The sequence below is a fragment of the Citrobacter sp. U14242 genome (assembly GCF_046555775.1).
In the GTDB taxonomy this organism is placed as follows: domain Bacteria; phylum Pseudomonadota; class Gammaproteobacteria; order Enterobacterales; family Enterobacteriaceae; genus Citrobacter.
The window spans coordinates 128,683-152,834 of record NZ_JBKGLW010000011.1; the positions used below are offsets into that span (position 1 = coordinate 128,683).

General features: G+C 52.6%; 23 protein-coding genes. 18 read left to right on the forward strand and 5 right to left on the reverse strand.

Annotated features, from left to right (window positions below; all coding sequences use genetic code 11):
- Nucleotides 1–6 precede the first annotated feature (6 nt).
- The 5 genes from pgaB (at nt 7) to ACLJXE_RS18725 (ending at nt 4,459) form a co-directional block, all read left to right on the forward strand.
- Nucleotides 7–2,028, forward strand: a complete 2,022-nt coding sequence (gene pgaB, locus ACLJXE_RS18705) for a poly-beta-1,6-N-acetyl-D-glucosamine N-deacetylase PgaB (RefSeq protein WP_410751662.1) — start codon at nt 7–9, stop codon at nt 2,026–2,028.
- Complete coding sequence (pgaC, locus tag ACLJXE_RS18710; protein ID WP_410751663.1) at nt 2,025–3,359, forward strand: poly-beta-1,6-N-acetyl-D-glucosamine synthase; 1,335 nt, start codon at nt 2,025–2,027, stop codon at nt 3,357–3,359. The genes pgaB and pgaC overlap by 4 nt, the downstream gene beginning before the upstream one ends.
- Nucleotides 3,356–3,862, forward strand: coding sequence for a poly-beta-1,6-N-acetyl-D-glucosamine biosynthesis protein PgaD (pgaD, locus tag ACLJXE_RS18715; protein ID WP_410751664.1), 507 nt, complete (start codon nt 3,356–3,358; stop codon nt 3,860–3,862). Before pgaC ends, pgaD begins: the two co-directional genes overlap by 4 nt.
- Before the next feature lie 82 nt (nt 3,863–3,944).
- The gene (yjdI, locus tag ACLJXE_RS18720; protein WP_286629576.1) at nt 3,945–4,175 is read left to right on the forward strand and encodes a 4Fe-4S mono-cluster protein YjdI; all 231 of its coding nucleotides are present in this window, start codon (nt 3,945–3,947) and stop codon (nt 4,173–4,175) included.
- An 11-nt stretch (nt 4,176–4,186) separates the two neighbouring features.
- Complete coding sequence (locus ACLJXE_RS18725; protein ID WP_101741591.1) at nt 4,187–4,459, forward strand: GNAT family N-acetyltransferase; 273 nt, start codon at nt 4,187–4,189, stop codon at nt 4,457–4,459.
- A 35-nt stretch (nt 4,460–4,494) separates the two neighbouring features.
- On the opposite strand, the gene ACLJXE_RS18730 is transcribed toward ACLJXE_RS18725, so the two are convergent.
- Complete coding sequence (locus tag ACLJXE_RS18730; RefSeq protein WP_410751665.1) at nt 4,495–5,424, reverse strand: LysR substrate-binding domain-containing protein; 930 nt, start codon at nt 5,422–5,424, stop codon at nt 4,495–4,497.
- Nucleotides 5,425–5,816: 392 nt separating this feature from the next.
- On the opposite strand from ACLJXE_RS18730, the gene ACLJXE_RS18735 reads away from it, so the two are divergent.
- The 7 genes from ACLJXE_RS18735 to ACLJXE_RS18765 all read left to right on the forward strand — a co-directional run bounded on the left by ACLJXE_RS18735 (nt 5,817) and on the right by ACLJXE_RS18765 (nt 14,320).
- Nucleotides 5,817–6,422, forward strand: a complete 606-nt coding sequence (locus ACLJXE_RS18735; protein WP_410751666.1) for an ankyrin repeat domain-containing protein — start codon at nt 5,817–5,819, stop codon at nt 6,420–6,422.
- A gap of 117 nt (nt 6,423–6,539) precedes the next feature.
- On the forward strand, nt 6,540–7,337 hold the full coding sequence (locus ACLJXE_RS18740; RefSeq protein WP_286629578.1) for a DUF2877 domain-containing protein: 798 nt from the start codon (nt 6,540–6,542) through the stop codon (nt 7,335–7,337).
- Nucleotides 7,315–8,862, forward strand: coding sequence for an acyl-CoA synthetase FdrA (gene fdrA / locus ACLJXE_RS18745; RefSeq protein WP_410751667.1), 1,548 nt, complete (start codon nt 7,315–7,317; stop codon nt 8,860–8,862). The genes ACLJXE_RS18740 and fdrA overlap by 23 nt, the downstream gene beginning before the upstream one ends.
- On the forward strand, nt 8,862–10,277 hold the full coding sequence (locus tag ACLJXE_RS18750; RefSeq protein ID WP_410751668.1) for a DUF1116 domain-containing protein: 1,416 nt from the start codon (nt 8,862–8,864) through the stop codon (nt 10,275–10,277). Before fdrA ends, ACLJXE_RS18750 begins: the two co-directional genes overlap by 1 nt.
- 120 nt (nt 10,278–10,397) lie before the next feature.
- A complete protein-coding gene (locus ACLJXE_RS18755) occupies nt 10,398–11,948 on the forward strand; it encodes a xanthine permease (protein WP_410751669.1) in 1,551 nt (516 codons plus the stop codon).
- A gap of 26 nt (nt 11,949–11,974) precedes the next feature.
- Nucleotides 11,975–12,925: a carbamate kinase family protein gene (locus ACLJXE_RS18760; protein WP_410751670.1), complete on the forward strand. Its 951-nt coding sequence runs from the start codon at nt 11,975–11,977 to the stop codon at nt 12,923–12,925.
- A gap of 12 nt (nt 12,926–12,937) precedes the next feature.
- Entirely contained in the window at nt 12,938–14,320 is a 1,383-nt protein-coding gene (locus ACLJXE_RS18765; protein ID WP_410751671.1) for an amidohydrolase family protein, read from the forward strand.
- A 42-nt stretch (nt 14,321–14,362) separates the two neighbouring features.
- On the opposite strand, the gene ACLJXE_RS18770 is transcribed toward ACLJXE_RS18765, so the two are convergent.
- On the reverse strand, nt 14,363–15,229 hold the full coding sequence (locus ACLJXE_RS18770; protein ID WP_410751672.1) for a nickel/cobalt efflux protein RcnA: 867 nt from the start codon (nt 15,227–15,229) through the stop codon (nt 14,363–14,365).
- A 121-nt stretch (nt 15,230–15,350) separates the two neighbouring features.
- Here ACLJXE_RS18770 and rcnR point away from each other — a divergent pair, with 121 nt between their 5' ends.
- A complete protein-coding gene (rcnR, locus tag ACLJXE_RS18775; protein WP_005123385.1) occupies nt 15,351–15,623 on the forward strand; it encodes a Ni(II)/Co(II)-binding transcriptional repressor RcnR in 273 nt (90 codons plus the stop codon).
- Between the two features lie 52 nt (nt 15,624–15,675).
- Here the strand turns inward: rcnR and ACLJXE_RS18780 are convergent, their stop codons facing one another.
- Together ACLJXE_RS18780 and ACLJXE_RS18785 are read right to left on the reverse strand one after the other, a co-directional pair.
- Nucleotides 15,676–16,905, reverse strand: coding sequence for an amino acid permease (locus ACLJXE_RS18780; protein ID WP_410751673.1), 1,230 nt, complete (start codon nt 16,903–16,905; stop codon nt 15,676–15,678).
- A 142-nt stretch (nt 16,906–17,047) separates the two neighbouring features.
- Nucleotides 17,048–17,503 (reverse strand): multidrug/biocide efflux PACE transporter, encoded by a 456-nt coding sequence (locus ACLJXE_RS18785; protein WP_410751674.1) that lies wholly within the window; start codon nt 17,501–17,503, stop codon nt 17,048–17,050.
- Between the two features lie 101 nt (nt 17,504–17,604).
- On the opposite strand from ACLJXE_RS18785, the gene ACLJXE_RS18790 reads away from it, so the two are divergent.
- The 5 genes from ACLJXE_RS18790 (at nt 17,605) to araE (ending at nt 23,653) form a co-directional block, all read left to right on the forward strand.
- On the forward strand, nt 17,605–18,489 hold the full coding sequence (locus tag ACLJXE_RS18790; protein ID WP_286629587.1) for a LysR family transcriptional regulator: 885 nt from the start codon (nt 17,605–17,607) through the stop codon (nt 18,487–18,489).
- Between the two features lie 103 nt (nt 18,490–18,592).
- A complete protein-coding gene (locus ACLJXE_RS18795; RefSeq protein WP_410751716.1) occupies nt 18,593–19,771 on the forward strand; it encodes an acetyl-CoA C-acetyltransferase in 1,179 nt (392 codons plus the stop codon).
- 491 nt (nt 19,772–20,262) lie between these two features.
- Nucleotides 20,263–21,099: a 5-dehydro-4-deoxy-D-glucuronate isomerase gene (gene kduI, locus ACLJXE_RS18800; protein WP_286629731.1), complete on the forward strand. Its 837-nt coding sequence runs from the start codon at nt 20,263–20,265 to the stop codon at nt 21,097–21,099.
- A 57-nt stretch (nt 21,100–21,156) separates the two neighbouring features.
- The gene (gene kduD / locus ACLJXE_RS18805) at nt 21,157–21,918 is read left to right on the forward strand and encodes a 2-dehydro-3-deoxy-D-gluconate 5-dehydrogenase KduD (protein WP_286629588.1); all 762 of its coding nucleotides are present in this window, start codon (nt 21,157–21,159) and stop codon (nt 21,916–21,918) included.
- 316 nt (nt 21,919–22,234) lie between these two features.
- The gene (gene araE / locus ACLJXE_RS18810) at nt 22,235–23,653 is read left to right on the forward strand and encodes an arabinose-proton symporter AraE (protein ID WP_286629589.1); all 1,419 of its coding nucleotides are present in this window, start codon (nt 22,235–22,237) and stop codon (nt 23,651–23,653) included.
- 96 nt (nt 23,654–23,749) lie between these two features.
- On the opposite strand, the gene ACLJXE_RS18815 is transcribed toward araE, so the two are convergent.
- Nucleotides 23,750–24,076: a cupin domain-containing protein gene (locus ACLJXE_RS18815; protein ID WP_286629590.1), complete on the reverse strand. Its 327-nt coding sequence runs from the start codon at nt 24,074–24,076 to the stop codon at nt 23,750–23,752.
- Nucleotides 24,077–24,152 lie beyond the last annotated feature (76 nt).

The following is a 24,152-nucleotide window of genomic DNA, read 5'->3' on the forward strand; positions in this document are numbered from 1 at the left end:
TTGTTCATGCTGAAAAGATGCCTATGGCTTAGCGCACTCATCGCAGGCTGGTTGATGATTACCGCGTGCAGCAGTGCGCACAATACGACACCTCGGTATGTTCCTCCTGATGAGAGAACGCCGCTGACGGCCGATCACCCGTGGCCGAAAAATAGTTTTCTGGTTCTGGGTTATCACGATGTAGAGGATGGCGCAGCCGATCAGCGCTACCTCTCTGTGCGTACCAGCGCACTGAGCGATCAAATAGCCTGGCTCCGTGATAATGGCTATAACCCGATTAGCGTTCAGCAAATTCTGGATGCTCATGACGGTAAAATCGTGTTGCCGGAAAAAGCGGTTTTGCTCACCTTTGATGATGGGTATAGCAGTTTCTATACCCGCGTCTGGCCGCTGCTGAAAGCCTACAACTGGCCAGCCCTTTGGGCACCTGTTGGAAGCTGGGTGGATGCCCCTGCGGATAAAAAAGTCGATTTTGGTGGCCTGATGACGGCGCGCGACAAATTCGCCACCTGGAAGATGGTCGAGGAAATGGGCAAATCGCCGCTGGTGGAAATCGGCGCGCATACCTGGAACTCGCACTTCGGGGCAGAGGCGAACCCGCAGGGAAGTAAAGAACCTGCTGTGGCAAACCGTCTTTACGATAAGAAAACAGGTACTTACGAAACGGACGAGCAATACTATCGCCGTATTAATACCGATATCTCTTTGATCACCAATAAAATTAAAGCGGTAACGGGGAAATCACCGCGCGCATGGGTTTGGCCATACGGCGCCGCGAATGGCACGACCTTAAGTCTGGCCAAAGAGCAGGGTTATAAGATGGCGTTTACGCTCAATGAAGGGCTGGCGAATGCGGCATTCCTGGATGATATCCCGCGTGTGCTGATCTCTGATAACCCCTCGCTCAAGCGTTTTGCCAGCCAGGTTGCTCAGGTGCGTGAACCGCAGACGATGCGCGTGATGCATGTCGACCTGGATTACGTCTATGACAAAGATCCCGCCCAGCAGAAGAGAAACATCGATAAGCTGATTCAGCGTGTTTATGACATGCGTATCTCTCATGTCTTCCTGCAGGCATATGCCGATCCGCAGGGCGACGGGAATATTCGTGAGGTCTATTTCCCTAACCGCTGGCTGCCGATGCGTGCCGATCTGTTTAACTATATTTCCTGGCAGTTACAAACCCGGGCAGGGGTTACTGTGTACGCCTGGATGCCGGTGCTGGCTTTCGATCTGGATGCCTCAATTCCGCGTGTAACGGCATGGGATCCGAAAACCGGACGTACGGCTATCGATCGTGAACAGTATGTGCGTCTTTCTCCGTGGAGCAGCGAAGCGCGTAAACGCATTACCGAGATCTATGAAGACCTGGCGAAGCACGCCAGCTTCAAAGGCATCTTGTTCCATGATGATGCCTTCCTGACGGATTTTGAAGATGCGTCGCCGGAGGCGTTAGCCGCCTACCGTGCCGCAGGACTTCCGGGAAGCATCGAGCAAATCCGTAATAACCCTCAGGCGTTTGAGCGCTGGACTCGCCTGAAAAGTAAGATGCTGATCGACTTCACTAAGCAGTTGACGCAATCGGTACGCAATATTCGCGGTCCGCAGGTGCAAACCGCCCGTAATATCTATGCTATGCCGGTACTGGAACCTGAAAGTGAAGCCTGGTTTGCGCAAAACCTGAATGACTTCCTGAATACCTATGACTGGACAGCGCCCATGGCGATGCCATTCATGGAAAAAATTCCGGCTAATGATGCTAACGCCTGGCTCGACCGACTGGTGAATGCTGTTGCACAGACTCCCGGCGCGCTGGATAAAACCGTGTTTGAACTGCAGGCACGCGACTGGCGTAAATCCGGGGAACAGGCCGAAATCAGTGGTAAACAACTCGCCGAATGGATGCGTCAGCTTAAGTTAAGCGGCGCAGGCAACTACGGCTATTACCCGGATGATTTCATCAGCGATAAACCTGAGATGTCAGAGATTCGTTCGACGTTCTCCTCATACTGGTACCCGCAAAAATGACCGATCGCATAATTGCTTTCCTGATACTTTGCCTGATGTTCAGCCTGCCGTTTGGCGTGGCTGTCGTCTTCACGGGTGAAGTTATGTTGAACTTTGTCTTCTTCTGGCCCTTGTTCATGTCTGCATTGTGGATAAGCGGCGGGGTCTATTTCTGGTTTTACCGTGAGCGTCACTGGAAATGGGGAGATGAAACGCCGCCGCCTACTTTGGAGGGAAATCCGCTGGTCTCGATTTTGATCCCGTGTTTTAACGAAGGGATCAACGCGCGCGAGACGATCGAGGCCGCACTCGCTCAGCGATACAAGAATATTGAAGTTATTGCCATCAATGATGGTTCGACAGATGACACGCACGATGTTCTGGAACAGCTGGCAACAGAGTACCCAGGCCTGCGAGTGATTCATTTAGCGGAAAACCAGGGGAAAGCCCTGGCTCTTAAGACCGGTGCAGCGGCAGCGCGCAGTGATTACCTGGTCTGCATCGATGGTGATGCGCTACTGGATCGTGATGCTGTCGCCTATATTGTGGCCCCGTTGATCCAGTTCCCGCGCGTTGGTGCGGTGACCGGTAACCCGCGTATTCGTACCCGCTCGACGTTAATTGGCCGCGTACAGGTCGGCGAGTTCTCGTCGATTATCGGCTTAATTAAGCGTACCCAGCGAGTTTACGGGCAGATATTTACTGTTTCAGGTGTCGTTGCCGCGTTTCGTCGCCGGGCGTTGGCTGAAGTGGGTTACTGGAGCCCGGACATGATCACCGAAGATATCGACATCAGTTGGAAGCTGCAATTGCGCCACTGGTCGGTATTCTTTGAGCCGCGCGCGCTGTGCTGGATCCTGATGCCTGAAACATTGAAAGGTCTGTGGAAGCAGCGCCTGCGCTGGGCACAAGGTGGTGCGGAGGTGTTTATCGTTAACATGCGCCGCCTGTGGTCGTGGGAATTCCGCCGTATGTGGCCACTGTTCCTTGAGTTCTGTTTCTCTACCGCCTGGGCATTTGCTTATGCGGTTAGTATCGTGCTGTTCCTGTTAGGGCTGCTATTCCCGATGCCAGACACGCTGTATGTTCAGCATCTGTTCCCGCCAGCCTTCACTGGACTTATCCTCGGCGTGGTCTGCCTGCTGCAGTTCGCGGTGAGCCTGATGATTGAACGGCGCTATGAAAAAGGGATTGGAGCCTCGTTGTTCTGGATCATCTGGTTCCCGGTGGTGTACTGGATGCTGAGTCTGTTCACCACGCTGGTGGCGTTCCCCAAAGTGATGCTCAAACGCAAACGCGGCAGGGCGCGCTGGGTCAGTCCTGACCGCGGTATCGGGAGGATTGAATCATGAACCAACCGCTGATTTTTACCGAACGGCGTCTGCTGCCGCGCCTCATCGACGTCGTGTTGACGCTTATTGCCTGGATTGGGTTCTTATACCTGATTTATAAAGGGTTGATCGTCGCACTGGCGCATTCGCCGTATATGGGGGTTCGCCCGTTTTTCACGACTCTGGATACGGTGACGTTTTACATCCTTATCGCGCTGGTCAACGGGCTGGTGCTAATAGGCTGGGCTAAGTACAACCAGTATCGTTTCCGGGTGGAGCGACGCAGCCGCAGGCCGGGTCTGGAAGAGCATGAGCTGGCCGAAAGTTTACGCATTACCCGCGAGTTGGTTACAGAACTGAACAAAGCGAGGGTGCTGACGGTTCACCATCATGAGAATGGCGAGATCAGCCATATCGATGTGGACAGAGATATTGCCGATAATCGCCTGCCGCCGCCAACACCGGCGATGCTGGAGTATTTGCCGATGGAGCCGCAGCCGTCGTTGCACAAAAGGGCCGAGTGATATTTCTGCTTTCAGCCGCTTCTTTCAGCCTCGCATGGGTCTATGATTAGACCCTGACAATAAAAAAATGCGAGGCAATGTCGTGGATAAGGAACTACTGGATGCAGGTTACCGGGCCTATACCGGCGAGAAGATCGATGTCTATTTCAACACGGGGATGTGCCGACATTCGGGCAATTGCGTTCGGGGAAGCGCAAAACTTTTCAACCTGAAGCGTAAACCGTGGATCATCCCGGATGAAGTCGATGTTGCGACGGTTATCAGGGTTATTGATACCTGTCCGAGTGGTGCACTGAAATATCGCCAGAAATAAGTGAGGGAACCATGGAAATTCTTGCAGGCCATAACAAGTTTTATGTTAACGATGCTGAAGGCAAGCAGGTCGCCGAGATCGTTTTTGTGCCGACGGGCGAGCATCTGAGCATCATTGAGCATACCGATGTTGACCCCAGTCTGAAAGGTCAGGGCGTGGGTAAGCTGCTGGTGGCGAAGGTGGTGGAGAAAATGCGCGCCGAAAACCGCAAAGTGATCCCGCTGTGTCCGTTTGCCAAACATGAGTTTGATAAAACGCGCGAGTACGACGATATTCGCGCCTGAAGACGGATTTCCGCCGGATAGTCTTATCCGGCACATCACTGCCGATGCAGCAGATCCTGATAAATCCCCGTCAGTACCCCTTGTGGGCCAAACTCTTTTTTTATCCACTGCGTTACGCGACCGGTTGCCGCGTGCTGGGTTGCCAACAGCATGCGTGAATCCTGACGAGGGTTATGGATCTGTCGCGTGACCAGCAGCGACTTTTCCATCGCTTCGTGTACCATATAGTCTGGTAAAAAACCGATGCCTTCACCCAGAATCTGGCACTGACACTTGGTATTAAAATCAGGAACCAGAATCGACTCCTGCCCGTGCAGCAACCAGCCGACCTTCTTGTTGATGGTGTGCGCGGTGTCTTCCACCATGATATTCGGGTACAGCCGCAGCTGACTCTCTGAGATCGGCTCGGGCATAAAGGCCAGCGGGTGATCCGGGGCGATAGCGAACGACCAGCGGATCGCGCCGATTTCGGTGTAATCAATCCCGCCGCCGTCCAGCAGGGTATCGGGCGCGCCAATAGCGATATTGGCCAGGTTATTGATGATAGAGTCCCAGACGCCGTTATAGACCTCGGTGGTCACGGTTATCTGGCAGGTCGGAAACTGCTTTTTGAGCACCTGTAACAGCCGTGCAGTGTGCTGTGGGGTATACAACAGCTGGTTAATGCAAATGCGGACCCTGGCTTCAATACCCTGGGCGATGGTATCGATGCTGCGCTTGATGGCGTGGAAGTCATTCAACAGGTCGGTTGCTTTGCGAAAGAAGTAGCGACCGGACTCGGTGAGCTCAATACTGCGGGTACTGCGGGTAAACAGCACCACATCAAGTCCCATCTCCATGCGTTTGATGGTGTAGCTGATGGCCGACGTTGTTAAGCCAAGCTCCTCAGCGGCCTTGCTGAAACTGCTATAGCGCGCTGCCATCGTAAAGGCCAGCAGGTTTTCCTCGGTAAAAATTGAATTCATCCGTTCTCCCCTCAGGCCAGGCTGCGATGTTCACGATACGATGATTGTTGAATGTATTTGTAATCCTTATCGAGAGCAATCAGTTTTGAACAGAATTTAACACTAGAGTTACATTTGATTTGAAGGCAATCACACTTCTGTATTTTAGTTGCGGCCCGCTATCCGTGCTGCATACCGCCTGATTTCCCCAGACTCTGATTCACCGCTAAAACGGCTTCAGTCATAAGGGAAAGATTGCACTACAGCACGTTTTACTCTCATTGTTAAATTTGATTCAACAATCGACACACTTACGATGAATGAAATTTAAGCGGATGTTATTCTCTAAACTCTGTTGCTATTCTCAGGTTATCGGAAATATGAAGAGTCTAAAAAACTGCAGGAGAGTGATTATGTCAGAGAAAGAACTTATTACTGAATTTCTGCTGGCGGCAGAACAGGGTAACGCCGAAGGTTTAAAATCCTGTCTGGAAAAAAATGTGGATATTAATGCCACCAACCGTCAGGGCCGTACTGCCATTATTATTGCCAGCCTGAATAAACATTATGACTGCGTTTCTTTATTGATTGCTGCCGGTGCTGATATTAATAAACAAGATCAAACCTGCTTTAATCCATTCCTGATTAGCTGCCTGACCAATGATTTAACGCTGCTGCGTTTGGTATTACCGGCTAACCCCGATCTTGAGCGCCTGAGCCGTTTTGGCGGGGTCGGCATTACGCCTGCCAGTGAGAAAGGTCATGTTGAGATCGTGCGTGAGCTGCTACTGCGTACCGAAATCAACGTCAACCACACCAATTTCGTTGGCTGGACGCCGCTGCTGGAAGCTATCGTACTTAATGACGGTGGCGCGAAGCAGCAGGAGATCGTCAAGCTGCTGCTCGACCATGGCGCGAACCCGCACATGACGGATAAATACGGTAAAACCCCGTTAGAGCTGGCGAGGGAAAAGGGGTATCACGAAATTGCCGAGCTGCTGATTGCCGCCGGAGCCTGACGGAGGAGCGCCGCTATCGCCACGCCATCACGGCGATGCGTTCGGGCGCTAACCGCAGACGGTGCGTTTCTTTCATTCCGGGGAACCGGGCGAGTAGAACAGGTTTTTTCCCGTGCGGTGAATCTGTTCATACCCGAGCAGCAGCGATTATTGACGTTACTGAGTGAAGGCTGTGATAACGCGCCAAATAGCTGTCGGCTGGCGCTGACGCATTGTGAAGACCTGTTTCATCCCGGTGAGCCGGTCAGTTTTACCGAATCAGGGATTGTCGTTGGTAAGGATAAGTGGATAGAGACTTCCGGGTGCCTGCCGTGGCGAATGCCACAGTGGACGCCAGATGCAACAGCGTTCTCCGCTATTCGGTGGCATCGCTGGGAAGAGGATATCCGCCAGCAGCTTAAAAACGACGACACATTATTTCTGTACCAGGGTGACAACCCGTTTTATCAGGAAATCACCCGCGAATTACTAAAGCGTCGTCAGACATTAATGACGGCGCTGAACACAGGAGAAAATATCTCTGCTGCCGTCAGCCGTTTAATTGGTCTGGGTATTGGGTTGACGCCATCATCCGATGATTATTTAGTTGGTCTAAGTACCATTTTATTTATTCCAGGACACCCGCTGGGAAAATATCGGGGAGAGTTTTTAGCCGCCTTGCAGCGTGACGGAAATAATACGACATTACTCAGTAAAATTACGCTGGAGGAGGCTTTTCACCAGCGCTATCGGGAAAGTGTCGCGCGACTGCTGAACCATATTATTAATGAGCAACAACACGTTTCTACGCAATATATAACTGATATTAAAAATATCGGCTCAAGTTCTGGCTGCGACATGCTGTACGGCATGGCGGATGCCTGCGCCCTGAGCCACAGGTCCGGAGGGAATTATGTCGATCAGGATAGTTGTTAAAAAGAATACGTATTTTGATTCTGTTTCACTGATGTCTATTTCAACACGCGCAAATAAGCTCGATGGTGTGGAGCAGGCGTTCGTGGCAATGGCAACGGAAATGAACAAGGGCGTGCTGAAGAATCTTGGCTTGCTCACGCCTGAGCTGGAAGAAGCGAAGAGTGGCGATCTGATGATTGTCATTAAAGGCGCGAGTGAAGCAGCGAACGAGCAGACGCTGGTGGCAATTGAGGAGCTGTTCACGCATAAAGAGCAGGGCGGTCAGCATGAAGCGCGCTACGCCACGCTTGCCAGCGCTAAAAAGCACGTACCTGACAGCAACCTGGCGGTGATTTCCGTCAACGGCCTGTTCGCCGCCCGTGAGGCACGTCAGGCACTGCAAAATAACCTCAACGTGATGCTGTTTTCGGACAACGTTTCTCTTGAGGACGAACTGGCGCTTAAGCAACTGGCACACGAAAAAGGGCTGTTGATGATGGGGCCAGACTGCGGGACCGCCATTATTAACGGCGCGGCGCTGTGTTTTGGTAATGCGGTACGTCGCGGCAACATTGGTATTGTGGGGGCATCCGGTACCGGTAGCCAGGAACTGAGCGTGCGTATTCATGAGTTTGGCGGCGGTATTTCCCAACTGATCGGCACGGGTGGGCGCGATCTGAGCGAGAAAATTGGTGGTCTGATGATGCTTGATGCGATTGGCATGTTGGAAGCCGATCCGCAAACCGAAATCATTGCGCTGATCTCCAAACCGCCTGCACCAGCGGTGGCCCACAAGGTACTGGAACGCGCACGTGCCTGCCGCAAACCGGTCGTGGTCTGTTTCCTCGGACGTGATGCCGCGCCTGCGGATGAAGCGGGGCTGCAGTTCGCACGTGGCACAAAAGAAGCTGCGCTGAAAGCGGTACTGCTGACGGGGGTGAAAAAAGAGACTCTGGACCTGCATCCGCTGAACTGGCCGCTGATTGAAGAGGTCCGCGCCCGTCTGACGCCACAGCAAAAGTACATTCGTGGGCTGTTCTGTGGTGGCACGCTGTGTGATGAAGCGATGTTTGCCGCCATGGAAAAACATGCTGAAGTGTACAGCAACATTCATCCGGACCCGGCATTCCGTCTACAGGATCTCAACCGCAGTATTGCACATACCTTCCTTGATTTCGGTGATGATGATTTCACCAACGGTAAACCGCACCCGATGATCGATCCGACCAACCGTATTAGTCGCCTGTTGCAGGAAGCGCGCGATCCTGACGTTGGCGTGATCGTGATGGATTTCGTCCTCGGCTTTGGATCGCATGAAGATCCGGTTGGCGTGATGCTTGAGGCGATCGTTGAAGCCAAAGCGATCGCCGCTGCAGAGGGGCGTCCGCTTGAGATTCTCGGCTATGTGCTGGGAACCGATCAGGATACGCCGTCACTGGAAAAACAGTGCCAGATGCTGACCGATGCCGGGGTTATCTGGGCGAGCAGTAGCACCAACACCGGATTGCTGGCGCGTGAATTTATCTGTAAAGGGGAGGAAGCCTGATGAGCCAGACACTGTTTAACCAGCCGCTGAATGTGATTAACGTTGGCATCGCGATGTTCAGCGATGACCTGAAAAAACAGAACGTACCTGTGACCCAACTCGACTGGACGCCGCCAGGACAGGGCAACATGCAGGTGGTAGCGGCGCTGGATCAGATTGCCGATTCTTCGCTGGCAGACAAAATTGCTGCTGCTAATCAGTTGGCGCTGGAACGCATTATCCAGTCACATCCGGTGCTGGTGGGGTATGACCAGGCCATTAACGTGGTGCCGGGTATGACCCGTAACACCATCCTGCACGCCGGGCCGCCAATCCGTTGGGAAAAAATGTGCGGTGCGATGAAAGGGGCGGTCACCGGGGCGCTGGTATTTGAAGGACTGGCAAAGGATCTGGATGAAGCCGCAGAACTGGCGGCTTCTGGCGAAATCATCTTCTCCCCATGCCACGAACATGACTGTGTGGGATCGATGGCGGGCGTCACCTCTGCCTCAATGTTCATGCACATCGTGGAGAACAAAACCTACGGCAACCGCGCATATACCAATATGAGCGAGCAGATGGCGAAGATCCTGCGCATGGGGGCGAACGATCAGAGCGTTATCGATCGTCTGAACTGGATGCGCGATGTGATGGGGCCGATGCTGCGTGATGCGATGAAACTGGCAGGTGAAATCGACTTGCGTCTGATGCTGGCGCAGGCGCTGCACATGGGCGATGAGTGTCATAACCGCAACAACGCCGGGACGGCGCTGCTGATTCAGGCGCTGACGCCGTGGATCATTCAGGCCGGTTATCCGGTTGAGCAACAGCGTGAAGTGTTCGAGTTTGTCCTCAGCAGCGATTACTTCTCCGGCCCAACATGGATGGCGATGTGTAAAGCGGCGATGGACGCCGCACACGGGATTGAATACAGCACCGTGGTGACAACGATGGCGCGTAACGGTGTTGAGTTCGGTCTGCGCATCAGTGGTTTACCGGGTCAATGGTTTACCGGTCCGGCGCAGCAGGTGATTGGCCCGATGTTTGCGGGCTATAAGCCAGAAGACTCAGGACGCGATATCGGCGATAGCGCGATTACCGAAACCTACGGTATTGGCGGTTTCGCGATGGCGACGGCACCGGCCATCGTGGCGCTGGTGGGGGGGACGGTTGAAGAAGCCGTCGACTTCTCTCGCCAGATGCGTGAAATCACGCTGGGTGAAAACCCGAACGTCACCATTCCGCTGCTCGGTTTTATGGGCGTACCGACCGCTATCGACATTACGCGCGTGGGAAGTACCGGCATTTTGCCGGTCATCAACACCGCTATTGCGCATAAAGATGCGGGGATCGGCATGATCGGCGCCGGGATCGTACATCCGCCGTTCGCCTGTTTTGAAAAGGCGATCCTCAACTGGCGTGACCGCTACTGCTGATAACAATAACCGGGGCTAACACCGTTAGCCCCACGGTAGCGAAGCGAAAAACGTTGCTTACCTGCAGGGCTGGGCGATCTCCGCGATCGCAAACGATGCTTAACCTGTAAAGGATATTCCATGAACAGCATAAAACTAGAATGGAAACGGGGTGACTGGGCGGCTTACTTTGGGCTGATGACCAACAACCTGACTAACCTGCTGACAATGATGGGACTGCTCATTTTTGTTGTTGGCATCCCGACTGAAATTGTCTATGGCCGCATTGCGCCTGCCTTTGGTCTGGCGGTGCTGGTGGCCAGTATCTGCTACGCCTGGTTTGGTTTGCAGATGGCAAAACACACCGGCCGTAATGATGTGACGGCGTTACCGTCCGGTCCCAGCGCACCGTCAATCTTTACCGTGACGTTCCTGGTGCTGATGCCGGTTTATCAGCAAACCAAAGATGCTAACTTCGCCATCCAGATAGCGCTGGTGTGGTGTTTTGTCGAAGCGTTGATCCTGGTGGGCGGTTCTTTCCTTGGTGAGACCATTCGCAAAATGATCCCGCGCACGGTACTGCTCTCCTGTTTATCCGGTCTGGGTCTGCTGCTGCTGGCGATGAACCCGATGCTGCAGGCGTTTGAAGCGCCGACCGTTTCTTTCATCGTCCTGTTGCTGATTTTCATCAACTGGTTCGGTAAGAAACCGATTTTTTCCCGCATTCCGACCGGTTTGCTGTTGCTGATTGCCGGTACAGCCCTGGCATGGATCTCCGGTTTGCAAAGCCCGGAAGCGATCAAAGCATCGATGTCCTCTTTTGGCTTCAACCCGCCGGAAATTCACGTCGACAGCTTCCTGCAAGGATTACCGCATGCGCTGCCGTACCTGGCTTCTGCGGTTCCGCTGGGTCTGGCGAACTATATTTTTGACCTTGAGAACATTGAAAGTGCGCACGCCGCGGGTGATGAGTACAACACGCGTAAAGTTATGATGGCGAACGGTTTTGCCTCCATGCTTGGCTGCATGTTGGGCAACCCGTTCCCGGTCACCGTGTATGTCGGGCATGCGGGCTGGAAAGCCATGGGCGCCAGCATCGGTTATACCCTGGCATCTGGTATCACCATGTTTCTGGTACCGCTGTTTGGGCTGGGCGCGTTTATGCTCGCCATTATTCCGATGACCGCGATAGTGCCGATTCTGGTATTTATCGGCGTGGTGACTGCCAACCAGGTGGTGCGAGAAACGCCCAAAGTCGAGGTTCCCGTCATCTTCATCTGTCTGTTCCCGTGGATTGCCAACTGGGCGTTGACCATCGTTAACAGCGTGATGGGGGCCGCCGGAACCTCTGCGGGGAAACTGGGCAGTGATCTGCTGCACAGTAAAGGCGTGTACTACGACGGGCTGGTGCATCTGGGAAGCGGTGCGCCGCTGGCCAGTATGCTGTGGGGCTGTGTCGCTATCTTCGCCATCATGAACAAGCCGTTACGTGGGGCGATTGCCGCCGCCTTCGGTGCACTGCTGTCGCTGTTTGGTGTGATTCACTCCCCGGCAGTGGGTTTTGCAGAAGGCAGCTCGATGATGTTTGTTGTGGCCTACCTGATGATGAGCGGCATGTTTGTCGTCAAACATATTCTCGACAGTCGTGAAGCGGCTACTGCACCTGAGCAGGAACCGACGAAAACGACCTGAATCGCCTGCAAGCGGAAGAAAATACGATGAAAGAACTTGTGGTCGTTGCCATTGGCGGCAACAGCATTATCAAAGATAACGCCAGCCAGTCTATTGAGCACCAGGCTGAAGCGGTAAAAGCGGTGGCGGACACGGTGCTGGAGATGTTGGCATCGGACTACAACATTGTGCTGACACACGGTAACGGGCCGCAGGTGGGGCTGGATCTACGGCGTGCTGAAATCGCGCACGAACGCGAAGGTTTGCCGCTCACTCCGCTGGCAAACTGCGTCGCTGATACTCAGGGCGGTATTGGCTACCTGATCCAACAGGCGCTGAATAACCGTCTGGCGCGACGCGGTGAGCAGAAAGCAGTGACGGTGGTTACGCAGGTAGAAGTCGATAAGAACGATCCAGGGTTTGCGAATCCAACCAAGCCTATCGGCGCATTCTTCAGTGAAGCGCAGCGTGACGAGCTGCTGCGGGTTAATCCTGGCTGGCGGTTTGTTGAGGATTCCGGGCGCGGCTACCGGCGGGTTGTTGCCTCCCCTGAGCCAAAACGTATTGTTGAAGCAGAGGCCATCAAAACGCTGACTCAGCAAGGTTTTGTGGTGATAGGTGCAGGTGGCGGCGGGATCCCGGTGGTGCGTAGCGATCAGGGAGATTACCAGAGTGTGGACGCGGTGATTGATAAAGATCTCTCTACTGCGCTGCTGGCGCAGGAGATCCGCGCCGACATCCTGGTGATCACCACTGGCGTAGAGAAAGTGTGTATTCACTTCGGCAAGCCCAACCAGCAGGCGCTGGATACAGTGGATATGGCGACAATGACCCGCTACATGCAGGAAGGGCACTTCCCGCCAGGCAGCATGTTACCCAAAATTATCGCCAGCCTGACGTTCCTGGCACGTGGCGGTAAGCGGGTGATCATCACCACGCCGGAATGCCTGCCTGCCGCACTGCGCGGTGAAACGGGTACCCACATTGTCCATTCCTGAGAGGAGATGCGAATGAAGGAAAGTAACAGCCGCCGCGAATTTTTAAGTCAGAGCGGAAAAATGGTCACTGCTGCTGCGCTGTTTGGCGCAGTGGCACCAGTCGCGTATGCTGCTAATCCTGTCGGGACAGCCTGCGGGGCGAAGAACACCATGACGATTAACGATAAACACTACTACCTCGATAACGTTCTGCTGGAAGCGGGATTTGATTACGAAAATGCCGTGGTGGTACATACCCGTACTGCACTGCAGACCGTCGAAATTCAGGACGGGAAGATTGTTGCGCTGCACGAGAATAAGCAGCATCCGGATGCGACGCTGCCGCACTACGATGCGGGAGGAAAGTTGATGCTGCCTGCCATGCGCGACATGCACATCCATCTGGATAAAACGTTTTATGGCGGCCCGTGGCGTTCACTGAATCGTCCGGCGGGTACCACCATTCAGGATATGATCCGCCTGGAGCAAAAGCTGCTGCCTGAACTGCAGCCGTATACGCAAGAGCGTGCGGAAAAGCTTATCGACCTGCTGCAATCAAAAGGGACATCGATTGCCCGCAGCCACTGCAATATTGAGCCGGTTTCCGGGTTGAAAAATCTGGAGAATCTGCAGGCGGTACTGGCGCGTCGTCAGCCGGGGTTTGCCTGTGAAATTGTGGCGTTTCCCCAGCATGGATTGTTGTTATCGAAATCCGAGCCGTTGATGCGTGAAGCAATGCAGGCTGGCGCACATTATGTGGGGGGGCTGGATCCGACCAGCGTGGACGGCGCGATGGAGAAATCCCTCGACACCATGTTCCAGATTGCGCTGGATTACAACAAAGGCGTGGATATCCATCTGCATGAAACCAGCCCGGCAGGCGTGGCGGCGGTAAATTACATGGTGGAAACGGTAGAGAAAACCCCGCAACTGAAAGGCAAACTGACCATCAGCCATGCTTTCGCATTGGCAACGCTGAACGAACAGCAGGTTGATGCGTTGGCAACCCGTATGGCGGCGCAGCAGATTACCATTGCCTCGACGGTGCCGATTGGCGCGATGCACATGCCGTTGAAACAGCTGCGTGATAAAGGCGTGGAGGTGATTACCGGCACCGACAGCGTGATTGACCACTGGTCGCCGTATGGGCTGGGGGACATGCTGGAGAAAGCCAATCTGTATGCTCAGCTGTATATTCGCCCGAACGAACTCAACCTGTCGCGGGCGCTGTTCCTCGCCACTGGCGATGTGCTGCCGCTCAACGATAAAGGCGAACGCGTCTGGCCGAAAGCACAGGATGATGCAAGTTTTGTGCTGGTCGATGCGTCCTGCTCTGCGGAAGCGGTCGCGAGGATTTCCCCTCGCACTGCGACCTTCCACAAAGGGCAATTAGTGTGGGGAAGCGTCGCAAGCTAGTCTTGTTACACGCGCAGCGACAAACGTCGCTGCGCACTGTCTTTACCCTACGATCCCCATATAGCCGTGAATCCCCATATATACGCCGACCATGCCGATGAGTACGCTGGAAAAATAGGGGGCTTTGCGCGCCAGTGTGTTAAATCCGCTCCAGCGTTTCGCAGCCTGTTGTACGCTGATAGCCGCGCCAACCCCTACCGTTACCAGCGTTATCGCCAGTCCGAGGCTAAAGCACAGTACCATCGTTGCCCCCAGCGTAAAGGCTTTGAGCTGGATGCAGATCAGCAATACCGTAATGGCGGCCGGGCACGGGATCAGTCCACCGGTCAGGCCAAACAGTAAAATTTGCCCATTGGTCACCTCTTTACCCTGAAAACGGCGCTGGATATCGTTGGCATGTGCGCGTTCATGCGCGTCCTGATACTCTTTCGAATCTTCGCTAAGCCCGGCCAGCGCAGCATGGTGATGATCATGGTCGTGGTCATGTTCGTGATGATGGTGGTGATCGTGATCGTGGTCATGGTCGTGATCATGATGATGGTCGTGATGTGTCTGGGTCAGCCAGTTCTGCTCGCCTTGCCATGTCCGCCAGAACATCCAGAATGCAGTGCCCAAGATAATGATCGCAGAGACAAACTGTAGCCAGGGTTCGACAGCCTGGGCTGTGAACGCTTTGCTGATATACATTCCGCCGAGTGCAATCAACCATACTATGGCCGTATGCGACAGGGTCGCCGCCAGCCCCAGCATCACCGCCTGCTTGATAGTCCCCTTTATGGCGATAATAAACGCCGCCATCATTGTCTTGGAATGTCCCGGTTCCAGGCCGTGTAACACCCCCAATAAAATTGCACTGGGAATGAAGAACCAGGCGTTGCCTTGCAGAAGAAGCGTAGAAAATTCACCCATGAGAATGATTCTTAGTTGTCTAATTTTGCCTGATTCTACTCCCCCCCAGTATCAAATACTACCCCCCAGTAGAATGTCGATGGTATTGTCGCTACAGATTTACGTTAATTAAGGTAATGTTATGTCACATACGATCCGCGACAAACAAAAGCTCAAAGCCCGTGCCAGTAAGATTCAGGGACAGGTAGTGGCGTTGAAAACCATGCTGGATGAACCGCATGAATGCGCGGCTGTATTGCAGCAAATTGCGGCGATCCGCGGTGCGGTAAACGGATTAATGCGTGAGGTGATTAAAGGCCATCTGACCGAGCATATTGTGCATCAGGGAGATGAAATTAAACGTGAAGAGGATTTGGACGTTGTCCTGAAGGTACTGGATTCTTACATCAAGTAAGGCGGAGTGCGGCTCATCCACGCACTGATGAATGAGCCGTTGATAACGTCATTTAGCCAAAAAACATCACGGATACGCACAACAGACCGACAATCAGGGTGATCAAATTACCCACTGAACGGTACGGCTTCAGCGCAGGAAGCAAATAAGTAGACAGTGTCGGCATGATGAAAAGAATCATGGCGATGAGCGGACCACTGATCGCGTAAATCATTGAAATTGCATTAGGGTTAATGCAGCAAATGATAAACGTGATAGCCGAGACCAACATGATGGACAGGGCGCGGTTAAAGGCCCGGCTTTTCTTCACGCCGACCTGATGCAGCGACGTTTTTACGACTTCTGTCGCCCCTTCAATTACGCCAAAGTAGGTGCCGAGGAACGATTTTGACATCGCCACCACGGCAACGATAATCCCGGAAATCGACAACCACGCTGGTGCGTTGGGCATCATCGACAGCGCCGAAAGGATGGTTACGCCCTCATGTTTGGCATCTTCAATGTAGTTCGCCGGAATAGAAAGCAGACAGCTGAAGACGAAAAACAGTACGCTCAGGCAGATGATGACGTAGGCGACCTTCATGATTTTTTTGCATTTACCCATGGCCTGCTCGCCGTATTTCTCGCGTCTGTCGATGGCAAACGTGGAGATAATGGGCGTATGGCTAAAAGCGAAAACCATCACGGGGATAGAGATCCATACCTGATGCAGCGTGTGCTGATCGAAAGACATCTGGCCGGTGAGTAACGTCGGCTGCCAACTGCCGGTCAGGTACAGCGAGAGAAACAGAAAGTACGCGATCAGTGGGAATACCAGAAAGCCCATCACCCGGATGGTAGCCTGGCGACCCATCAGGAAAATTAAATTCAGTACCAGCACCACGCCCAGACTGACCAGCATACGCACGCGAAGATCTATCTCGATATGTTTTGCCAGCTGCTCGGTGAGTGAATTGGTGATCGCGACAGCGTAGATCAGCACCACCACAAAGAAGGCAACAAAATAGAGGGTGGTAATCAGGCTGCCTATCTTCTTGCCGTAATAGTGGGTGACTGCACCGGTGATTCCTTCACCTGCGGAGGTTTTTGATGACAGGATAAACTGGCACAGCGCCTTGTGCGGCCAGTAGGTTAAAGGCCAGGCGACGAGCGCGGTGATAAACAGCACCACCGCACCCGCAGAACCCAGCTGGATGGGGAGGAAAAGGGTTCCTGCGCCGACGGCAGTCCCATATAGTGCGAAGCTCCAGAGAGTCTCTTCTTTTGACCAAAATTTCGACATTATTTGAACGTATCAACTATAAAATAAACAAAAAGAAGCGCAATTTACCACAAATGAGAGGGGCTGGGGGAGGTGTGAACAAGTGGGCTGGTGAATGGATGAATAGCCGGAATTGAGAAAATTCCGACTATTCTTTGAATTATCAGGCAGTAACGCGCTGCTGACGACGCTTCATTACGCGCTCGCGCAATGTGTCATAAGTCCAGTTATAGAACATGGTGTATGGCAGGAAGAACAGGAAGAAACCTATTTCCAGCGTGAATGCCTGAAGCAGGCTAACGTTCAGTACATACGCCACGATGCTTACCCCGATGACGATAAAACCACTCTCGAAACCTAAGGCGTGAAATGCGCGGACTTTAGCCGTACGTTTGACCTGATGCGACGGCCAAAAGCGGTCAAACAGGGCGTTATAAATGATATTCCAGATCATTGCTGTCGTTGCCAGCAGAATGGTCAGCCCGCCCATTTCCAGTACCGAGCGCTGCATCAACCATGCGGTGGTTGGTGCGAGAATAGCAGTCGCAATGCCCTCAAAACAGACAGCATGAAAAATGCGCTCCACTAACGAGCGGCGCTGGATTGTATCGTGTTGCATAACGTAAAACCTTCTTTGATGCCCGGATAACGGAATGGTGGCAATTTTATCGTTTTATGTGATATCTAAAAGATAGAATCCATCGATAAAGTAGATACTTTATGCGCTACTCTCCTGAGGCATTAATGGCATTTGTTGAGACCGTGTCCTGCGGCTCTTTTTCTGCGGCGGCGCGGCGGTTACGTAAAAGTCAGTCCACCATCAGTACGGCGATAGCCAACCTGGAAGCCGATCTCGGTTTTGCACTGTTTGACCGCACTTCACGTCAGCCAACGCTCACTGAACAAGGTAAGCGGGTGCTCGGTTATGTGCAGGCGATTCTGTCGGCGAGCGATCGGCTGGACGAAGCGGCGATTTCGCTGTCGGGTGAAACGGAAGCGCGTCTGACCTTTGTGCTTTCAGACACCCTACACCCGGATGTGCTGGAAGAATTGATGGTGCAGTTTGACCGATTGTTCCCACATACCGAATTTGAATGTCTGATAGGCGAAGATGAGGATGTGATCGATCTGCTGCAAAAGGGGCGCGCGCAGGTTGGTTTGATTGAAGCACGAGAGGATTACCCCACGGATATGGGGGTAACGCGCCTGCCGATGCAAACCTGGATGGGATTGTACGTTGCGGCTTCGCATCCGCTGGCGGCGCAGGAAAAAATGCAGTGGGAGCAACTGCACACCTGGCGTGAACTGCGTCTGAATACTTATCTGGAAAGCGGCACCAACGTGGCGCGCGGTCCCGTATGGTCTGCTCCCAACTATTTACTATTGCTGAGTATGGCGGTACAGGGATTTGGCTGGTGTGCGCTGCCTTGCGCGCTGGTGGAAGAATTTGCCGCGGAAAAACCGCTGGTGCAACTGAAGGTCCCCGGCTGGCCAAAGGCTATCTCGATCGACCTGCTGTGGAATAAGAAATCACCGCCAGGGGTGGCGGGAAGCTGGCTACGCGATCATTTACAGCAAGGTGGCATCACGATGGCAGATAAATGATACCCATTTCCTTTGTGATAAAAATCACCATTTTTTAAACAACTCAGATAACTATTCTTAACAATCATCTACTATGACGCTGTTATTTTGCGCTGAGGTGGCGATGAAAGAGGTTGTGATAGTGGGGGCGTTGAGGACACCGATTGGCTGTTTCCAGGGAACGCTGGCGCGTCACTCTGCCGTTGAACTCGGCAGTATGGTGGTCAGGGCGTTAATGGAACGCACTGGCGTGGATGTTCACGCTGTTGATGAAGTGATCCTTGGTCAGGTTCTCACTGCGGGGGCCGGACAGAACCCGGCGCGCCAGTCTGCTATCAATGGTGGATTACCCAACACCGTTTCCGCTATTACCATTAATGATGTGTGTGGCTCGGGCCTGAAAGCGCTGCATCTGGCGACGCAGGCGATCCAGTGTGGCGAAGCCGACATTGTGATTGCTGGTGGGCAAGAGAATATGAGCCGCGCGCCGCATGTCCTGACTGACAGCCGTACCGGGGCGCAACTGGGAAATAGCCAACTGGTGGACAGTCTGGTGCATGACGGGCTGTGGGATGCCTTCAACGATTATCATATGGGCGTCACCGCAGAAAACCTGGCGCGGGAATACGGTATCAGCCGTGAATTACAGGATGCCTACGCGCTTCACTCGCAGCATAAAGCACGGATGGCAATCGATGCCGGGCGCTTTAAAGATGAGATCGTGCCGGTGGTGACGCAGCGTAACGGGCAATCGTTCGTGGTGGATACCGATGAGCAGCCGCGTACCGATGCCAGCGCCGAAGGGCTGGCGCGTCTGGACCCTACCTTTGACAGGTTTGGTTCCGTAACGGCGGGTAATGCATCATCGATCAACGATGGCGCCGCTGCCGTGATGATGATGAGTGAAGCCAAGGCGCAGGCGCTGAATTTACCCGTGCTGGCCCGTATTCGCGCTTTTGCCAGTGTCGGCGTTGACCCCGCACTAATGGGCATTGCGCCGGTTTACGCGACGCGTCGCTGCCTTGAACGCGTCGGCTGGCAACTGGCGGATGTTGATCTTATCGAAGCTAACGAAGCCTTCGCCGCACAGGCATTATCCGTTGGAAAAATGCTGGAATGGGATGAGCGTCGGGTGAATGTGAACGGTGGAGCCATTGCGCTCGGCCACCCAATTGGGGCGTCCGGCTGTCGTATTCTGGTTTCGCTGGTTCACGAAATGGTTAAACGTCGGGCGCACAAAGGCCTGGCAACGCTGTGCATCGGTGGTGGCCAGGGCGTCGCACTTGCCATCGAACGTGATTAAGTCTTTAAAATCCCCCGTCAGATACACCACAACCGCGCAGTCCCTGTTCATGTAAAAAAGCCCTCCACAAGGAGGGCAAGGCCAGTTACAGAAACATCCACTCTACAACAATGCTAACTTATCAAAACACCGTTTCATTTCGTGTGATTGACAACGCACTTTGTAAGAAAAGGTGTGTGAATTCCTCTTCAGCAGGGCTGTTTTTTCACAACGCTACGTTTACCTTTTATCAGCTACGCGCTACTGGTTTTTTATAATAAATTGTTTTATTTGGTTTTTATTTATTTTCTTTGGCGCGAATTTGCCAGATTATCCAGGTTAGCGTGATCGCAATTACACTTTTGATAATAAGATGCGGAAAAAGTGAAACATCGTTTTAGTTATAATTGAAAACCCGTTCCGGGAGGGATATCATGAACGCATTAGGTAAAACGGAACGGCGTTTTGCTATCGCTCAAGAATTCACGGTCAATTTATCACTGGAGGTAAATGTGGACGTAAGACAAAGCATCCATAGTGCGCATGCCAAAACCCTGGATACCCAGGCGCTGCGTAATGAGTTTTTGGTAGAAGACGTGTTTGTTGCTGACGAATACACCATGGTTTACAGCCACATCGACCGCATCATTGTTGGCGGCATTATGCCCGTGGCCAAAACCGTCTCTGTGGGTGGCGAAGTGGGTAAGCAACTGGGCGTAACCTACTTCCTGGAGCGTCGTGAGCTAGGCGTGATCAACATCGGTGGACCGGGCACTATTACTGTTGACGGGCAGTGCTATGAAATTGGTCATCGCGATGCGCTGTATGTTGGTAAAGGGGCAAAAGAAGTTGTTTTTGCAAGCATTGACCCGGCAAAACCAGCTAAGTTCTATTATAACTGCGCGCCGGCACACATGACGTATCCAACCAAAAAAGTGACCCCTGCCGACGTTGCGCCAGTGACGTTGGGTGATGATCTCACGAGTAACCGCCGTACCATCAACAAGTATTTTGTGCCGGATGTACTGGAAACCTGCCAACTGAGCATGGGCCTGACCGAACTGGCACCAGGCAACCTGTGGAACACCATGCCGTGCCATACCCATGAACGCCGTATGGAAGTCTATTTCTACTTCAATATGGAAGAAGACACCTGTGTCTTCCACATGATGGGGCAGCCTCAGGAAACGCGTCATATCGTGATGCACAATGAGCAGGCGGTAATTTCCCCTAGCTGGTCTATCCACTCTGGCGTTGGTACGAAAGCCTATACCTTCATTTGGGGTATGGTTGGCGAAAATCAGGTCTTTGATGATATGGACCACGTTGCAGTCAAAGATCTGCGCTAGTCGCGGGCGGCTACTCAGCCTGTCTGTGACGGGCATTATAAAAAATAAGGATTTACAATGATTTTGAATGCATTCTCTCTTGAAGGTAAAGTCGCCGTTGTGACGGGGTGTGACACCGGTTTGGGTCAGGGGATGGCGCTGGGGCTGGCGGAAGCAGGTTGTGATATCGTGGGTATCAACATTGTTGAGCCGACTGAAACCATCGAACGTGTTACCGCACTGGGCCGCCGTTTTTTAAGCCTGACCGCCGACCTGCGTCAGATTGACGGCATCCCGGCACTGCTGGAGCGTGCGGTTGCAGAATTCGGTCATATCGACATTCTGGTGAACAACGCCGGTCTTATCCGTCGTGAAGATGCTATCGACTTCAGCGAAAAAGACTGGGACGACGTGATGAACCTGAACATTAAGAGCGTGTTCTTCATGTCTCAGGCGGCGGCGAAGCACTTCATTGCCCAGGGTAACGGCGGTAAAATTATTAATATTGCCTCTATGCTCTCCTTCCAGGGCGGCATCCGTGTTCCGTCTTACACCGCGTCAAAAAGCGGCGTAATGGGCGTGACGCGTCTGATGGCCAACGAGTGGGCGAAACATAACATCAACGTGAATGCGATCGCGCCGGGTTACATGGCAACTAATAACACGCAGCAGCTGCGTGCTGATGAGCAGCGTAGCGCCGAAATTCTCGATCGTATTCCGGCGGGCCGTTGGGGGCTGCCAGGCGATCTGATGGGGCCTGTTGTGTTCCTGGCGTCCAGCGCATCTGACTACATTAACGGTTATACCGTTGCGGTCGACGGTGGTTGGCTGGCGCGTTAATTTACCGTCCAGCATCAACAAACCCTGCCCATGGCAGGGTTTTTTTTGGTTTTAAATTATTTTAATCCATATTCTGTTCATAAATTAATCCATACATAATTTTATATGTATGGATTGATAATAATTAAAACTCTTTAATATCAGTGCATTAAATTTAATTGAGTAATTAGCGGTAAATTTTAAAATTGGAATATCCATCACATAACGATGTGGTGCAGCAATTTCATCCATGTTTTTGCCGTTTCCCGCCTGACGCTTCCTGCAAGGGATCCCTTACTTTCATCGACATGGCTTACTCTGTATCTGGCAGGAAAAAATGGTCTCAATTAATCATGAAGCTGCTTTAACACCGCGTACGCAGCGCGATACGCGACGTATGAATTTGTTTGTCTCTATTTCTGCGGCTGTCGCAGGGTTGTTATTTGGCCTCGATATCGGCGTAATTGCCGGTGCGTTACCTTTTATCACCGATCACTTTGTATTGACCAGCCGTCTGCAGGAGTGGGTGGTGAGCAGTATGATGCTGGGGGCGGCAATTGGTGCGCTGTTTAACGGCTGGTTGTCATTCCGACTGGGGCGCAAATACAGCCTGATGGCCGGGGCGATCCTGTTTGTCGTCGGTTCTCTGGGATCAGCATTTGCTTCCAGCGTGGAAATGCTCATTTTTGCCCGCGTGGTACTGGGCGTTGCCGTAGGTATCGCCTCCTACACTGCGCCACTCTATTTGTCCGAAATGGCCAGTGAGAATGTGCGTGGCAAGATGATCAGTATGTATCAACTGATGGTAACGTTGGGCATTGTGCTGGCCTTTTTATCCGATACCGCGTTTAGCTACAGCGGTAACTGGCGCGCTATGCTTGGTGTATTGGCGCTCCCGGCGGTGTTGCTGATTGTTCTGGTCGTTTTCCTGCCTAACAGCCCGCGCTGGCTGGCAGAGAAAGGCCGCCATATTGAAGCAGAAGAAGTATTACGCATGTTGCGTGATACGTCAGAAAAGGCCCGTGATGAGCTGAACGAAATTCGTGAAAGTCTGAAGCTGAAGCAGGGCGGTTGGGCGCTGTTTAAAATTAACCGTAACGTACGGCGCGCGGTTTTCCTCGGAATGTTGTTGCAGGCAATGCAGCAGTTCACCGGGATGAACATCATTATGTACTACGCTCCACGTATTTTTAAAATGGCCGGTTTTACCACGACTGAACAGCAGATGATTGCGACGTTAGTCGTTGGCTTAACCTTTATGTTCGCGACTTTTATTGCTGTTTTTACAGTAGATAAAGCCGGACGCAAACCGGCACTGAAAATTGGTTTCAGCGTGATGGCTATTGGGACCCTGGTCCTCGGCTATTGCCTGATGCAGTTTGATAACGGCACTGCATCCAGTGGACTTTCCTGGCTGTCAGTCGGCATGACTATGATGTGTATCGCCGGTTATGCAATGAGCGCCGCACCGGTGGTGTGGATCCTGTGTTCTGAGATTCAGCCGCTGAAATGTCGCGATTTTGGCATCACCTGTTCCACCACCACTAACTGGGTGTCGAACATGATTATCGGCGCAACCTTCCTGACATTGCTCGACAGTATTGGCGCTGCGGGTACGTTCTGGCTTTATACCGCACTGAACGTCGTATTTATTGGTATTACTTTCTGGCTTATTCCCGAAACCAAAAACGTTACGCTTGAGCATATCGAACGTAAGCTGATGGCTGGCGAGAAGTTAAGAGATATTGGGGTGTAAATATTGAGACGCAGTGTCGGATGACGTCTCGTGCAGGCCGGGTAAGCGTAAGCGATACCCGGCGTTTTTGTATAACAGGGTTTGAGAATAGAGAGATTACGCCTGCAGGAAGTCTTCGCGCACCGGGGTGAAGGTATCAAGTAATGTCCCTGGCTTTAAACAGACGCAGCCGTGCATGATATTGGGTTGCTTGTACAGGGTGTCTCCTGCACTGACGATATGCTTTTCTTCTCCAATCGTAAATTCAAACTCACCCGATAAAACGTACGTGAGTTGTTCATGCGGGTGGTTGTGCATCGGGCCTACTGCGCCCTGCTCGAAATTAACTTCCACGGCCATCATTTTGCCATCGTGAGCCAGAATACGCCGGGTAACGCCGTTACCCAGATCTTCAAGCGTGGTTTCTTTATGAAAAATAAACATTCGGTATTCTCGTAATTTAATGAAACATTATTTCATTAAATTTATATCAGAAAATAAAAAAAGGAAATGTGCGCCG